Annotated in this window: 15 protein-coding genes; 7 read left to right on the top strand and 8 right to left on the bottom strand. The window is 30.3% G+C overall.

All coding sequences use genetic code 11. The features are described from left to right. Positions 1-55 precede the first annotated feature (55 nt). Both ACXLDF_RS16280 and ACXLDF_RS16275 read left to right on the top strand, forming a co-directional pair. A complete protein-coding gene (locus ACXLDF_RS16280) occupies positions 56-937 on the top strand; it encodes a hypothetical protein (protein ID WP_457559608.1) in 882 nt (293 codons plus the stop codon). 112 nt (positions 938-1,049) lie between these two features. Next, positions 1,050-1,265, top strand: a complete 216-nt coding sequence (locus ACXLDF_RS16275) for a hypothetical protein (protein ID WP_457559607.1) — start codon at positions 1,050-1,052, stop codon at positions 1,263-1,265. A 6-nt stretch (positions 1,266-1,271) separates the two neighbouring features. Here ACXLDF_RS16275 and ACXLDF_RS16270 read toward each other — a convergent pair whose 3' ends face one another. From ACXLDF_RS16270 to ACXLDF_RS16260, 3 genes are all read right to left on the bottom strand, one after another. Next, positions 1,272-1,499 (bottom strand): hypothetical protein, encoded by a 228-nt coding sequence (locus ACXLDF_RS16270; protein WP_457559606.1) that lies wholly within the window; start codon positions 1,497-1,499, stop codon positions 1,272-1,274. Between the two features lie 107 nt (positions 1,500-1,606). Beyond that, positions 1,607-2,506: a hypothetical protein gene (locus ACXLDF_RS16265; protein ID WP_457559605.1), complete on the bottom strand. Its 900-nt coding sequence runs from the start codon at positions 2,504-2,506 to the stop codon at positions 1,607-1,609. A gap of 169 nt (positions 2,507-2,675) precedes the next feature. Next, positions 2,676-4,121: a B12-binding domain-containing radical SAM protein gene (locus ACXLDF_RS16260; protein ID WP_457559604.1), complete on the bottom strand. Its 1,446-nt coding sequence runs from the start codon at positions 4,119-4,121 to the stop codon at positions 2,676-2,678. A 351-nt stretch (positions 4,122-4,472) separates the two neighbouring features. Here ACXLDF_RS16260 and ACXLDF_RS16255 point away from each other — a divergent pair, with 351 nt between their 5' ends. Next, positions 4,473-4,850, top strand: coding sequence for a hypothetical protein (locus tag ACXLDF_RS16255; RefSeq protein ID WP_457559603.1), 378 nt, complete (start codon positions 4,473-4,475; stop codon positions 4,848-4,850). A 188-nt stretch (positions 4,851-5,038) separates the two neighbouring features. On the opposite strand, the gene ACXLDF_RS16250 is transcribed toward ACXLDF_RS16255, so the two are convergent. The 3 genes from ACXLDF_RS16250 to ACXLDF_RS16240 form a co-directional block, all read right to left on the bottom strand. Next, positions 5,039-6,286 carry a DUF362 domain-containing protein gene (locus ACXLDF_RS16250; RefSeq protein ID WP_457559602.1) on the bottom strand — a complete coding sequence of 416 codons (1,248 nt, stop codon included), beginning with the start codon at positions 6,284-6,286 and terminating at the stop codon, positions 5,039-5,041. A 159-nt stretch (positions 6,287-6,445) separates the two neighbouring features. Then, positions 6,446-6,685 carry a phosphoglycerate mutase family protein gene (locus ACXLDF_RS16245; protein WP_457559601.1) on the bottom strand — a complete coding sequence of 80 codons (240 nt, stop codon included), beginning with the start codon at positions 6,683-6,685 and terminating at the stop codon, positions 6,446-6,448. Between the two features lie 65 nt (positions 6,686-6,750). Next, on the bottom strand, positions 6,751-7,644 hold the full coding sequence (locus tag ACXLDF_RS16240) for a DNA-methyltransferase (protein WP_457559600.1): 894 nt from the start codon (positions 7,642-7,644) through the stop codon (positions 6,751-6,753). Positions 7,645-8,076: 432 nt separating this feature from the next. On the opposite strand from ACXLDF_RS16240, the gene ACXLDF_RS16235 reads away from it, so the two are divergent. Continuing rightward, the gene (locus ACXLDF_RS16235; protein ID WP_457559599.1) at positions 8,077-8,874 is read left to right on the top strand and encodes a lysophospholipid acyltransferase family protein; all 798 of its coding nucleotides are present in this window, start codon (positions 8,077-8,079) and stop codon (positions 8,872-8,874) included. Between the two features lie 233 nt (positions 8,875-9,107). Here the strand turns inward: ACXLDF_RS16235 and ACXLDF_RS16230 are convergent, their stop codons facing one another. Both ACXLDF_RS16230 and ACXLDF_RS16225 read right to left on the bottom strand, forming a co-directional pair. Next, positions 9,108-10,538, bottom strand: a complete 1,431-nt coding sequence (locus ACXLDF_RS16230) for an MFS transporter (protein ID WP_457559598.1) — start codon at positions 10,536-10,538, stop codon at positions 9,108-9,110. A gap of 119 nt (positions 10,539-10,657) precedes the next feature. Next, the gene (locus tag ACXLDF_RS16225) at positions 10,658-11,563 is read right to left on the bottom strand and encodes an ATP-grasp fold amidoligase family protein (RefSeq protein ID WP_457559597.1); all 906 of its coding nucleotides are present in this window, start codon (positions 11,561-11,563) and stop codon (positions 10,658-10,660) included. Between the two features lie 84 nt (positions 11,564-11,647). Here ACXLDF_RS16225 and ACXLDF_RS16220 point away from each other — a divergent pair, with 84 nt between their 5' ends. The 3 genes from ACXLDF_RS16220 to ACXLDF_RS16210 are packed head-to-tail and all read left to right on the top strand — an operon-like array spanning position 11,648 to position 12,146. Beyond that, positions 11,648-11,800: a hypothetical protein gene (locus ACXLDF_RS16220; RefSeq protein ID WP_457559596.1), complete on the top strand. Its 153-nt coding sequence runs from the start codon at positions 11,648-11,650 to the stop codon at positions 11,798-11,800. A 24-nt stretch (positions 11,801-11,824) separates the two neighbouring features. Then, positions 11,825-12,004 (top strand): hypothetical protein, encoded by a 180-nt coding sequence (locus tag ACXLDF_RS16215; protein WP_457559595.1) that lies wholly within the window; start codon positions 11,825-11,827, stop codon positions 12,002-12,004. A gap of 16 nt (positions 12,005-12,020) precedes the next feature. Continuing rightward, complete coding sequence (locus ACXLDF_RS16210; protein WP_457559594.1) at positions 12,021-12,146, top strand: hypothetical protein; 126 nt, start codon at positions 12,021-12,023, stop codon at positions 12,144-12,146. Positions 12,147-12,228: the final 82 nt, after the last annotated feature.

Below are 12,228 nucleotides of genomic sequence, written 5' to 3'. Positions count from 1 at the left end.
ATGATATTATTATTATTAATATTTTTTTTTACATAGATAAAAATGGATGATAAAAATGAAATGGACTGAAATATTTAAAGCGATTCGATTTGTGTTTTATATTGGTTTTTTTGTTCAGTTAATTCTGAAAATTGTTAAAATTAAAGATTCTCCTTTTTATTGGGAAATTTATGCAGACTATATTATAATAAGTCAATTTTTATTTCTCTTGATTATTACCTTTATTGAAATTGGTATTTTTCTACATAAGAATATTAATATTTTTATCAAAACAACACAATTCATCGAAAATATAGAAGAAATATCACGCCTGAAAATGTTTGCATTATGTATAACAACATCAATTTTTGTAATGATGTCAACTCTCATTCTATTTAATGTCGAATCATTTTACCAGATTTACTTTTTAATATATTCTCTAATGTTCTATTTTATCGTTGATAAAATAATCATCTCTTGGAATTTTCCGATAAAGAAATGGTTTAAATCATTTCTTGAAAATATATTTTATCACACTCTTTTATTTATTGTGTGTTACAGTATACTTTATCTTTCGAGTCAACTTTTAATAAGAATTCAAGGAAATCCAGTATCATTTTTACTTTTCTATACTTTTATCATAATATTAATTTGGCAAATCTGGTCGTTTTTTGATAATAGTGCAAAAGACTATGAACTAGAATTTCGAAATAGATTTTTCTCAAAATCGAAAGAAAATGAACTCTACTGCTCACATTGTCATTCTCCATTATCGGATGTTATTGTAATGGCTCTTTTAAACCAAGACACGGTTTATTGTTCACATTGTGGTGGAAAAATAATGAAAAATGAAATATATCAGCCTTCCAGACAAGAAATTTTGCGCGAACATCAAAAAATTATTCAGAAAATCGAAGAACAAGACAATGATTATCATATTTATACAGTAAATCCCTAACTGCTTTTTTTTATTATATATGAAATGATATTTACTTGTTTCACTATATGACCAAAGAGGTGAATTAATTATTAGAACAAATCTTGCAAAGTATGCCTATATTAGACATCTTTTGAAAATAAATCTAACATATCGTGAAGTTCAAGAAGAATTGAAACGAAAATTTGGTAGTGGTGTCTCAAATACAACGTTACAAAAGATCCAAGAAGAAATCTCAGAAATTGTTGAATTACGGGCTGAAAATAATCAATTAAAGCAGGAATTGGCAATGTACAAAAATTTATATTTTGAATTACTTGATGTAATGAAAAAAAAACTTGAAAAATAAATTTGTTTAATCATTTGATTTAATTAAATTTCCTGCATCTGTTTTTTTTGTTGGATTCTTCTTAATATATAGATAAATTAACACACCTGCATAAACTAAAGAAAGTAACCCCATTGTTATAGTTAAAGCAATATTATGAGTAATTAAGCCTATAATAAATTTGTAGATTGGAAAAAGTAAAAATAAAGCTGATAATCGGAGGCGATTACGATATCGTTGAACTGGTGTTGACATGAATAGTTACATAAAGATAAAAAATAATAAAAATTTTAACATCTCGGTTAAAAAATTAAATGAATTGTATTGCTACAGCGAATATATCATGATTTTTCATATTTGGGTTAATTAAAAATAAATTGCTGGATATAATTTGTAATCCATAATCCTGGCTTTTTTGGCTGATCAAAATCGATCCAAGAAGATTTCATGAATGAAGTATCCGCCTGCCAAAATTTATCTGCCCTTTGTTTTTTTTTGACCATTTCAAGGGCTGATTTACATCTTGGGTCATTTAACAACTGATTTGAATGGAGAAGAGATAAGATTTCAATTATATTGGTTTTGTAGGTAAACGGGTAAAAATTCAAGATTATGGAATCTTCAATGGGCTGATTGGTAGAGAATCTTTTAAACACTTGATGTTGTAAAATGTATTCTAACCCTGTGCGTAGCTTTTCTTTAATTCTTTTCGACCCGCCAAAATTTTGGCAATATTCACTTAAAGCAACCATAGATTTAACCACACCATCATAACACGGTGTTTTTTTCATACAACCTCCATATTTAGTATAAAGATCTGTTCCTTCCCAAGCACACTCTTGATCTCGGGCGGTACTTTGATATTTTATAATCCAATCGATTCCTTGTTCGATTGCATGGTGGTTTTGAAACCGTAAACGGATTAAAATCGTAGTTATCATCGCATTATGGCATGCTAAAACTGTGTTTGCTGTGCCACGAAGAGAAAATCCATCGTCAATTTTCGTATATTTAACTAAAAGTTCCATCCATTGCTTTACTTTTTTCATGGTATATGTATGAGGAATTTCACTCAGTTCCAATAATCGCCATTCGATGGCCCGTAACCCTACAAATTTCTCAGGTCCCCATTTTGGATCAGTCAAGAGTTGTGTAATTAATGGAGATTTCGTTAAAAAGGCTTGTATTTCATGATCTGACAATGATTCTTGCAATTGTACTTTTTCTTTTAATATTAGGGCGGGATCTTTCCTTATTTTCATATAATGACATCAAAAAAGAATTGAGATAAATACCTTTGCAAAATAATAACCAATGGAATTTGTTAATTTAGAATGTATAGCATTTCCTTCTTTCAAATTAAAAAGATGATAAAAAATGGATAAAAAAAAGATTGAAAAACATTTTTAAATCAAAATTTTCAGTAGTTAATTAACCCGCTATAAGCTGATGGTGGTTATATTTTTTTACTGCACTTATATGTTGTAATCCATTCAAATATTTCTTCTCCCAAACTTGCCAACGTCGATTCAGATGATTTGCATAGATTCCAACTAAAAATTCTGTGATCTTTCCATGAAATAGTTTGTTGAAGACATATCTATATCTGTAAAATCTTCCATGTGCCCAAATTTGCATCTGTTGTAAATCCCAAAGCGTAAAATTTTTTGGAATAAATTTTACATGGTGAGTATCGAATTCCTGCCAGTAATTATCTATCCAACGATTAGAATTCTTCATTTCGAAATAAAACTCCGTCCCAGGTAATGGTGTTAAAATGAGAAATTGTGCTGTTCCGATTTTTTGTTTAATTGCAAATTTTACGGTAGCTTTAATTGTTTCTTTTGAATCAGAATCAAAACCAAGTACAAACATTCCATGAATCATAATATTACGTTTGTTAATTTCTTTGATTGCCCACTTAATATCTTTAACAGATTGATGTTTTTTCATCTCTTTTAGAGCATCTGGGTTGATGGATTCAAAACCAATGTACAACGTCACACATCCTGCTTCTTTCATTAAATCTAATAATTCTGGATCTTTAGCAATGTCAACACGCACTTGCGTACTCCATGAAAATGTTCCCCCAAACACCTTTTTATGGGATATAATCTCCCGGAGAAGTTTTTTAGTACGGGATTTATTAGCAGAAAAATTATCATCATAAAAGAAAATGATATTTTTTTTAGGATCATACTGTTTCATTTCTTCAATGACATTTTCTACTGAACGATAACGATATTTCCTTCCAAACATGGCGGTTACTGAACAAAATTTACAATCAAATGGACACCCTCGAGATGTTTGAAATGGTATTGTAGGTTTAAGTGAAATTCCGTTCATTTTTACTCCACCTGTATCGAGAAGATTATAATCTGGAAAAGGAAGTGAATCCAAATCTTCAATTGGTGGTGGGAGTGCATTATGTTGTATGATTTCTCCATCTTTCCAAGAAAGTCCGGGAACATCTTTTAATGGTTTATTTTCATTAAGTGCTTGCACCAAAGCAGGAAGTGGGATTTCTCCTTCACCTCGGATTACAAAGTCGCAGTATTTCAATGCTTCTTCAGGAAGTGCAGTGACATGAGGCCCACCAATTACAGTTGTAATACCACGCTTACGGAAATCTTGAGCTATTTGATAAGCTAATGGGGCAGTGGTGGTAATAGTCGATAAACAAAGCAAATCTGGCTTTAAATTCAACGCTAAGAAATCACTTTTTTTTAAATAATATGCTTTGGTAATATATCCGAGATCACGTAAGATCGTCGCCAAAAGGGTTGATCCTATTCGTGGCAACTGAAACTTTGAGTAAATATGCAGCTTTTCAGTTTTTGGTTCACAAAAAATGATCGTTTTTATTTTTTGAGGCATAATTATCATCCCCAACAATTGTTAAATCTACATATTGTTGGTTCTATATATTGTTAGATCTACTATCTTATAAACTTTTTGTTAAATCTACTTACTGGGATTTTTATCATATACGGAAGAATTTTTTTTATTTCAATCTAAAATTATAGATCAAATTTGTAAATTAAGTAGATACCGTACAAATCAGAGAAAAAAACACACAAAATCAAGATATTAGCCAATTTCATAGCCATAGCGTGGAATAATTGATTTTTAAGGAATTATATCATTTGAAATAATCCCATAAATGTATTTCGCTATAAATTTATATATTTCTTAGCTTAATATTGAGACAAAAGAATAATGATAAAAATGAATTCTAAAAGAATCATTAAAAGTAATGCCTACTGCATTCGTTGTGGGTATGCTATATCATATGATCCAGAAGATCCTTTTTGCTTTGATTGTGGATTAATTTGGGAGAAATATCATAATAAATATTACAAAGAAAGATATTGTCATAGATGTGGTAGAAGATGGAGAACAAGTAAAATTCACCCATTTTGTGAAAAATGTGTCCATTTACGCCCTCCTAAAGATCGGATTCCCAAGATCACAAAATCTAAAGAAGAAATTTTAAAGGAGGCAATTCATCCTGATTGTCCACCTCATGATTGGGTAATTATCGATTGGGTAGAAGATCGTAAACAAGAAAGATGTAGTAAATGTGGAAAAATTCGAAAATCTTAAATAATTAAAGAGAAGATTATTTGATTTTGCAATAAAGTCTGAGAAAATAAGATTTGGCTTGTTTAATATCCACTATTTCCCACTGCGGTTAGATTCCAATAGTTTAATTGTTTACTTCTCTGTTTTTTTTTCATTGTTAACTTGAAATTTTAAAATTTTTCAGAAATTTTATTGGTTTTTTAAAAAAATTATAAGAAAATGGTAAGTAAAGCTATCAAAATACCCAATCCGCACAAGAATCCAACTAAAAACGCTCCAAATTTAGAGAATAAGAAATTCCTAACGATTGGAACCTTAAATTGGATCGCTTCATATGGACATAATTCAGTGCAACAATAACACGTAATGCATGCATTTCCATCCCAAATTGGTATATCTTTTCCAATTTCTCTTCCATTAGGTGGTGTGAGTGCTTCTACGGGACAATTTTGCCAGCAAGTACCACACAAACGACATTTCTCAGATGATACCTGCCAACGAGATCGATAGAGAATTTTAGCAGCATAATTATGAATTTTCCGCGGAACCAATTTAAGAAGACCGAGTGGTAATTTCTTTGGAGGCTTAAATTTTCGATAAACTTGCTCAGGGGTTTCGCCTTTAATAGTAAATTTATCTAAATTTAGAGTTCCTATTCCTTTTTTTGCTCCATGTTCAAGATATAAAACTTGGTTGTGATCTAATCCTGTAAGTTTACACACGAGGCGATCTAAGGCTAATCCATCATATCCTGCCAAAATAAGATCCCATTTAACTACATCACCCGCTGCAGGACCAAATCCCTCCATAGCATAATATCCATCAATAACAGTTAATTGTGGTTTTACCACTGAATAGATATCGACTAATGCTGCTGTAAATTCATCTACTCTTGGAAAAAGTGTGTGCATTTTAGCTTTATTACCTAAAAGTACTGTTCCGAAAATATTCTTGATACAACATGTAAGTGTACATAATTCATGGGTTTTAATTTTAGGCACATTTATTATAAGATCTGCTTCGCCAATTAATGAACTGCTGATGAATTCACTAAGTACTAAAGGACTTGGCACATGATAGGTTTTACGAGGTGATTTCTCAAAAGGAAAGCACTCCACTCCTTCTTTATCGCAAAGGGCTTTGATTCCAGAACCTTTCATTGCTTTTTCAGTTAAACCTGGATTTCTTCCACCAGAGCTGTCACAAACAATAATCCGCTCAGGAGAAAATTGCTTTACCCATCGAATGACAGCTTGTAAAACTAAAGGATGAGTGGTGACTGCTCTTTCAGGAGGTTTACCCGAAAGAACATTCGGTTTAATAAGAATTTTCATTCCTTTTTTAGGGAATAGTCGGGATGCATGAATATCTTCTAATGCTTTAAATACAGCACTTTCAACATTTTCTTCCCGAATTCTCTGTAACGAGATTAAATCTCCATGTTTAGAATAATTCATGAAGTAACATATACTTTTTTTTGCAAATAAATCTATTACTTATTATACAACCTAATCTGAATATTAAATGATTTAATACAAATGCCAAAGAATTGAGATTTTCCTTCATTAAATTCTTGATGTTGTAAATTAGTCCGGTATTTATTTCTTGTAGATCTTTTATATAATAATTAATAAAATGAGATAATTTCTGATAATTTCAGCTGTTTGTAAATCACGCTTTAGATTAGATGAAAAAATTTGAAAATTATTTGGAACTATTTCTTTTTTAAATCTTTTTCTGATGATAATTGCTTGTTCTATTCCTAATTCAGCTAGATGAGTATCCATCCATCCTCCACTTAATTCATTAACGTAATGTTCAGATTGACCGTTCAGAATTAGAATAATTTCCTTCATAAACAATTATATTTATTCAACGTTTTTTTTATCGAGTTTTTTGCATTTTTATGAATGAATTGAATTTAAACCATCTCAAATTTTATCACATGAGAAATAAATTGGGGAAACTTTGAAGAAATTCTTTCTTTAATCAAATTTAAGCGTTCTAAAGCGATTTTACAATATTTTTCTGAAATATCAATTCCAATAAATCTTCGATTGAGCATATATGCCATTTTTGTTGTTGTTCCTGCACCATTTAGTGGATCTAATATCAAATCACCTTCATTTGACCATGAAAGAATATGATCCTTTGCTAATGCTTCAGGAAACAGCGCTGGATGTTCATAAGCAATCGCATCTGCTGTTGTATGTCCTCTACCTGTCTTATATCGCCATATATTGAAACGCATTCCATATTCATTTACTTTTATTCTTGATGTATCATCTTTATGTGAAATTGTTCCATCTTTTTTCCTTCTCTTTTTTGAAAAAGTATACTGTGATTTATTTGGGCGATCTATTAATGGATTAAACGTTTTAGGTTTTCCTTTTGAGAAAACGAACATATATTCAAAAATCTGATGATAACGTGTCTTGGAAGGAAATGCAAATCCACTTTTTTGATAAATCATGGTATCATGCAGTTTAAATCCCTTTGACATAAAACCTAATGCTTGTTTAAATGAGCTACCTGTCTCAGAACCATTGATTGTGCTATCACCAATAATCCAAACTACAATACCTCCTGGTTTTATTATTCGATATAATTCTTGAGCGATGAATTCAAAATTAAATTGAAATCCTTGATAGTCACGTAAATTGTCGTAAGGTGGGCTTGTAATTGTAAGATCTATTGAATTTGACGATATTTGTGGCAAGATATCAAGACAATTCGCATTGATGATCGAATTAATCAGAATATGATTGTGGGGACTAGAATTTTCTAAGTGATCTTGGTTTTTAAGATTATTCATTTCAATCAGCTGGGATTTCCTTGCATTATTTATGGATTTCTTGATAATTAAAGCTTTTCAACCAAATTTAAGGGATTATTGACATTATTTTATCCTATATTTTCATATTTTTTAAATTAGAAATAATTAAATATATTTTCTATATATTGTCTACATATTATCTACATATATTCTATCCATCTAAAATCATCTGTTTTCAGAATATTTTTGCGTACGAAAGAAATTCATGAAAATTCTTAATTATGATCACAAGATTTTACAAATCACTAACTGTTTTGATGTGAAAACATTGCAAAATTTATGATATTCCGTTTTGCTTATTTGAGATCATACATTTCCTACTCGGAATGAAACAAAAAAGGTTTTAAAGGTTCTGATCAAAGTAATATTTGTATAAATGGTTTTTTGATTAAACATCAATGATGATTACAAATGGGTAAGCTAATGAAAAGGTTTGTCAAACACATTATTCGGTATAACCCGTTGGACTACTTTATTCCATGGTTGCGAGCATTTTATCGAAAATTGGGGATATTAGATTATTTAGACAGTCAGACATATTGGATTTTATGGAAAATAGTTAGAATACTCAAACGTAAAGCATTCCCTGGCAAAACCACAGGAGTGGCAAATGTTCCTATGTCTGGAGCAGGTATATTTATTGCAAACCATAGTCATTTATTCGACCCATTCCTATCTGCTTCTCAAGTTCATCGCCCAGTTCATTGGCTTTCAAAGATTGAGAATTTTTATACTCCTTTCTTCCGACCAATTTTGCAAACAACAGGTTGTATCCCTGTTAGACGAGGACAATCTGATCAAAATGCTATTCGATTAGTTAGAGAAAAGTTAGAAAAAGGTCAAATGGTAGGTATCTTCCCAGAAGGAACTCGAACTCGAACGGGTAAATTGGGTCGATTTCACACAGGTGCTGCGCGAATGTGCTTAGAATATGGTATTCCTTATGTTCCATGTGTTGTAATTAATTCTTATAAGTGTAAAATTGGTGATAAAATTGACGTACGTATAGGAAAACCAAGATATCCTCCCAAAGGAATTGAAGTAAATTATGAAAATTCAAAGTGGTTTACTGATTTAATGCGACAAGATATTGTAAAATTATTACAGAAATACGATGTTAACAAAACTATTGAAATTCCTCCCGCAATGCTGGCCCCTGCTGTAATTCCAGCACAATTCAAGGAATTATATGTAGATCAAACATTATAATAACAAATAATAAAATAACATACATTCTTTTTTTAGCTCAATTAATGATTTTTATAATTTCTTCACTTTTTCTATTTTTACTTCTTTCTTTCTTAGTATTTATCAAATTCTTATTAATTTTAAATTGATTTGAAATAAGGTAAAAATATCAAGACATATAAAAAAAGAATAATAAATAAAAAAAATCTAATCTACACTAAGGAAATCTTTTGAGATTTATTAGATTTAAGTTATTATGGTTCAATTATTGGGGATTGATGTAAAACATCGGCTCTTTTTTCCAAGATTGATTGAATATTTGCAATATCATTAATAATTTTAGTTCGGGCATAAATCCATAAAAATATTCCAGGAATTCCAATGGATGAACAAATTAAAGCTGTAAGTAGAAAATTATTATTCGTATATTTTAACGCTGCAGCCCCAACTAAAGGAGCAAGTCCTGAAGCAAAAATTTCTAAAAATTGATTTACACTCGAAATAAATCCTTGAGCTTCTGGGAGATTGATTGCTTGAAGAACTGGGGGTTGATTGGTTAAATAGAGAACTCTCGCTGTAATAATTGTAAAAATAATAATTCCAAATAGCCAAAAACTCGGTTTTTTAAATACTTCTCCCCAATTAATCTGACCTCCAGTTGAAACATAATCTAATGGTGTTAAAAACGCAACAATCAAACCCACAACAGATAATGTAACAGAAATAATAATAAAATCTACTCTAATTTTAATCCCTTTCTGTGCCCACCTGTCTACTTTTTGAGCAAAAAAGGCAACAGAAATAATAATTGCAGGTAGAGCAAAAATTACAAATAAAATTGATACATTATTTGAATCCAAATTAATTGGTGGCTCTTTTAAATAAGGTATAATTAAAAATAAAATTACATCAAATAATATGCATGTAAAAATCCCTTCAATGATTGCAACGATATTTGTTGTTGTAAGGATTGATTGTCGAAAACTCATGCGGTTTAGTTGATAATTGTAGTTAATTTTTTCTTTCTTCAAGATGTGTGCTAATTTTTTCGAAGAATGATGTGCGCGTGGAGGTTCTTTTAGAAAAACAATCAAAATAACTATACTTCCCCCTAACAGTAAACCAATTATTATGAAAAATATACGCCACCATCCATGTTTAAACGCAATTGCAGAAAGGATCATACCAGCATTACTTAATATAAGGTTGAGTGCATAATATATACCAAAAAATTGTGATCGTTGTGATTCTGTCAAAAAATCGCTAGAAATGCTGTGGACTAATGGATAATTGCCTCCCAATCCGATTCCTGCGATGATACTTGCTATAATAAAGAAATTCCATAAGTTTTTATGGTTTGAATTAGGAATAATTCCAAATAATATACATGAGAAAGCAGAAAATGATGTTGTTATTATAAATAGGATTTTTCGATTGAATCTATCCGCCAATAAACCGAAAAATAGACCCGCAATTGCCCACATCCATGATCTTACTGAAAGAATTAAACTTGATTGAATTGCATGAACATGAAAAGAAGTATAAGGCCAGATGATTCCTGAAATATTCACAATATTAATTAATATTACTGAATAAACAACTGAGACTAAAGAGTATGTAAAAAATATTGGCCATAATTGAAAAAGTGATGATTTTTCTCGTTGTTTTATCAAAAGCTTTTTCATAGATATTCCTCGATTGATAATTTTATCATAGTTACTTTTAATGTTAATTTTATGATCATAGATTAAGAATTAATTGGAGTCAAATACTTATCAAAAAAATTTTCTAAAAAATGAACATTTCACCAATATTGGCCAAAAATAGTATCGTATTCTTCAGGAACAAACTTTGCTGTTCCAGAACCAGGTGTTAATGTAAGTTCTCCAAAATATATGTCATTATTTACTGAAAATAAATCAACTCTCACAAAATCTACATCTTCACCTAATTTTTCTGCAATGATAACCAGTTCATCAAAATTAGAAGGTTTTTTATCAAATTCTGGACTAATTGGTTCTCCAATTATTACATTCAATTTTTCCCAATCACGTGTATAAATATTCTGAATGTGATTGATATACCTTTTTGTATGTACTTCAATAAAACGAACATTTCCATGATATACATAAAATTTATAATCAACAGGAACCACATCTTCCTCATCATTAGGTTGAATTAATTCTTCAATAACTATTTTTGGTTGAATAGGCCAATAATGTCGTTCATTAAATATAATAAATTTTCCATAAGTGATTTTCAACCATTTTTTACATTTTTGAACAATCTCATTTTGTGTATATTTCTTTTTTGAAACAAAATCATATCCATTTTTGATGATCATAATCCAACCTGAACCATGATTCGCTTTAATAACATATTCATTCGGTAATTGATCGAAAGGAATTGTTTCTGGTTCGTCTGTTACATAAAGAAGTTTAGCTAGTTTGACCTTAGTACCTTTTAATTTTACATATTCTCTGACAGCGTACTTATCTGCCATTGTTGTATAGATTTTTGGATAATTTTTTTGACGCATTCGTTCTCTTATTTTATAATTGAATGTCCCTTTTTTTGGGAAATATATAAATGGTTTACAGACATTTTGAAAAGGCGGTTTACGCCAAATGAACAAAAATAGAAATATTAGGATTATGAGAAAAAGAACCCCTCCGCAAATTCCCAAAATTCTTATAACTAATTGACCCATGATGCGAATATTATGAGCTGATATTTAAAGTAATCGGATATCATTTGTTCTTAAAGTTCAAATAATTTTTGGAAAAATGCTTCCTTGAAAAGATTAATTGCCGATTCAGTTGTTTTTTCGGTTATTACATATTATATCTTGTGGATCTGGCAAAAACGCGTAATGTCATTAGCATTGAATGTTGCTTGGTTCGGAATGATTCATGCTGGGATGATCCTTGCCCAAATATTGGGCTAATCAGTTTTCTGTCCATTGGAGCGAATGTTTGAAGCGCTTGGATGGCAAAAAGCCAAGTTATTGATCATTCAAGGGGCTTCATTTGGAACTGGGCTTGGATTCTTGCTTATGGGGATATTCGATACTTGCTGGGTTGTTGTCTTCAGTAATAAATATTTCTTAAGAGCAATGTGCCGCTACAATTTCCACTGTTTCAATGATTAGGATGGTTATTTTGCTTATGCTCAATCCAATCATTGGTAAAGCAGTAGAACGTAATATGTTGTTAACACTGTTTGTATTAGGTGGCTTAGCTATAATTTGGAGTATCGCTAATCATTTACAGGAATCTGATTTGATTGATTAATCTAAAATCATAAGATTCTTTTTTTCTATTTTTACATTATTTTTTTTTTTAAGTGTAAGTTTTCTAATTATTCATTTGATCA

Source organism: Candidatus Harpocratesius sp., from assembly GCF_054039255.1.
This window is presented reverse-complemented; position numbering and strand designations above follow the sequence as displayed.

Bases quoted from the DNA above. Each gene is read 5' to 3' on its own strand.
- ACXLDF_RS16265 (WP_457559605.1), bottom strand. From the start codon at position 2,506: ATGAAAATAAGGAAAGATCCCGCCCTAATATTAAAAGAAAAAGTACAA.
- ACXLDF_RS16260 (WP_457559604.1), bottom strand. From the start codon at position 4,121: ATGCCTCAAAAAATAAAAACGATCATTTTTTGTGAACCAAAAACTGAA.
- ACXLDF_RS16270 (WP_457559606.1), bottom strand. From the start codon at position 1,499: ATGTCAACACCAGTTCAACGATATCGTAATCGCCTCCGATTATCAGCT.
- ACXLDF_RS16255 (WP_457559603.1), top strand. From the start codon at position 4,473: ATGAATTCTAAAAGAATCATTAAAAGTAATGCCTACTGCATTCGTTGT.
- ACXLDF_RS16235 (WP_457559599.1), top strand. From the start codon at position 8,077: ATGGGTAAGCTAATGAAAAGGTTTGTCAAACACATTATTCGGTATAAC.
- ACXLDF_RS16240 (WP_457559600.1), bottom strand. From the start codon at position 7,644: ATGAATAATCTTAAAAACCAAGATCACTTAGAAAATTCTAGTCCCCAC.
- ACXLDF_RS16230 (WP_457559598.1), bottom strand. From the start codon at position 10,538: ATGAAAAAGCTTTTGATAAAACAACGAGAAAAATCATCACTTTTTCAA.
- ACXLDF_RS16250 (WP_457559602.1), bottom strand. From the start codon at position 6,286: ATGAATTATTCTAAACATGGAGATTTAATCTCGTTACAGAGAATTCGG.
- ACXLDF_RS16215 (WP_457559595.1), top strand. From the start codon at position 11,825: ATGTTTGAAGCGCTTGGATGGCAAAAAGCCAAGTTATTGATCATTCAA.
- ACXLDF_RS16210 (WP_457559594.1), top strand. From the start codon at position 12,021: ATGCTCAATCCAATCATTGGTAAAGCAGTAGAACGTAATATGTTGTTA.
- ACXLDF_RS16280 (WP_457559608.1), top strand. From the start codon at position 56: ATGAAATGGACTGAAATATTTAAAGCGATTCGATTTGTGTTTTATATT.
- ACXLDF_RS16225 (WP_457559597.1), bottom strand. From the start codon at position 11,563: ATGGGTCAATTAGTTATAAGAATTTTGGGAATTTGCGGAGGGGTTCTT.
- ACXLDF_RS16245 (WP_457559601.1), bottom strand. From the start codon at position 6,685: ATGAAGGAAATTATTCTAATTCTGAACGGTCAATCTGAACATTACGTT.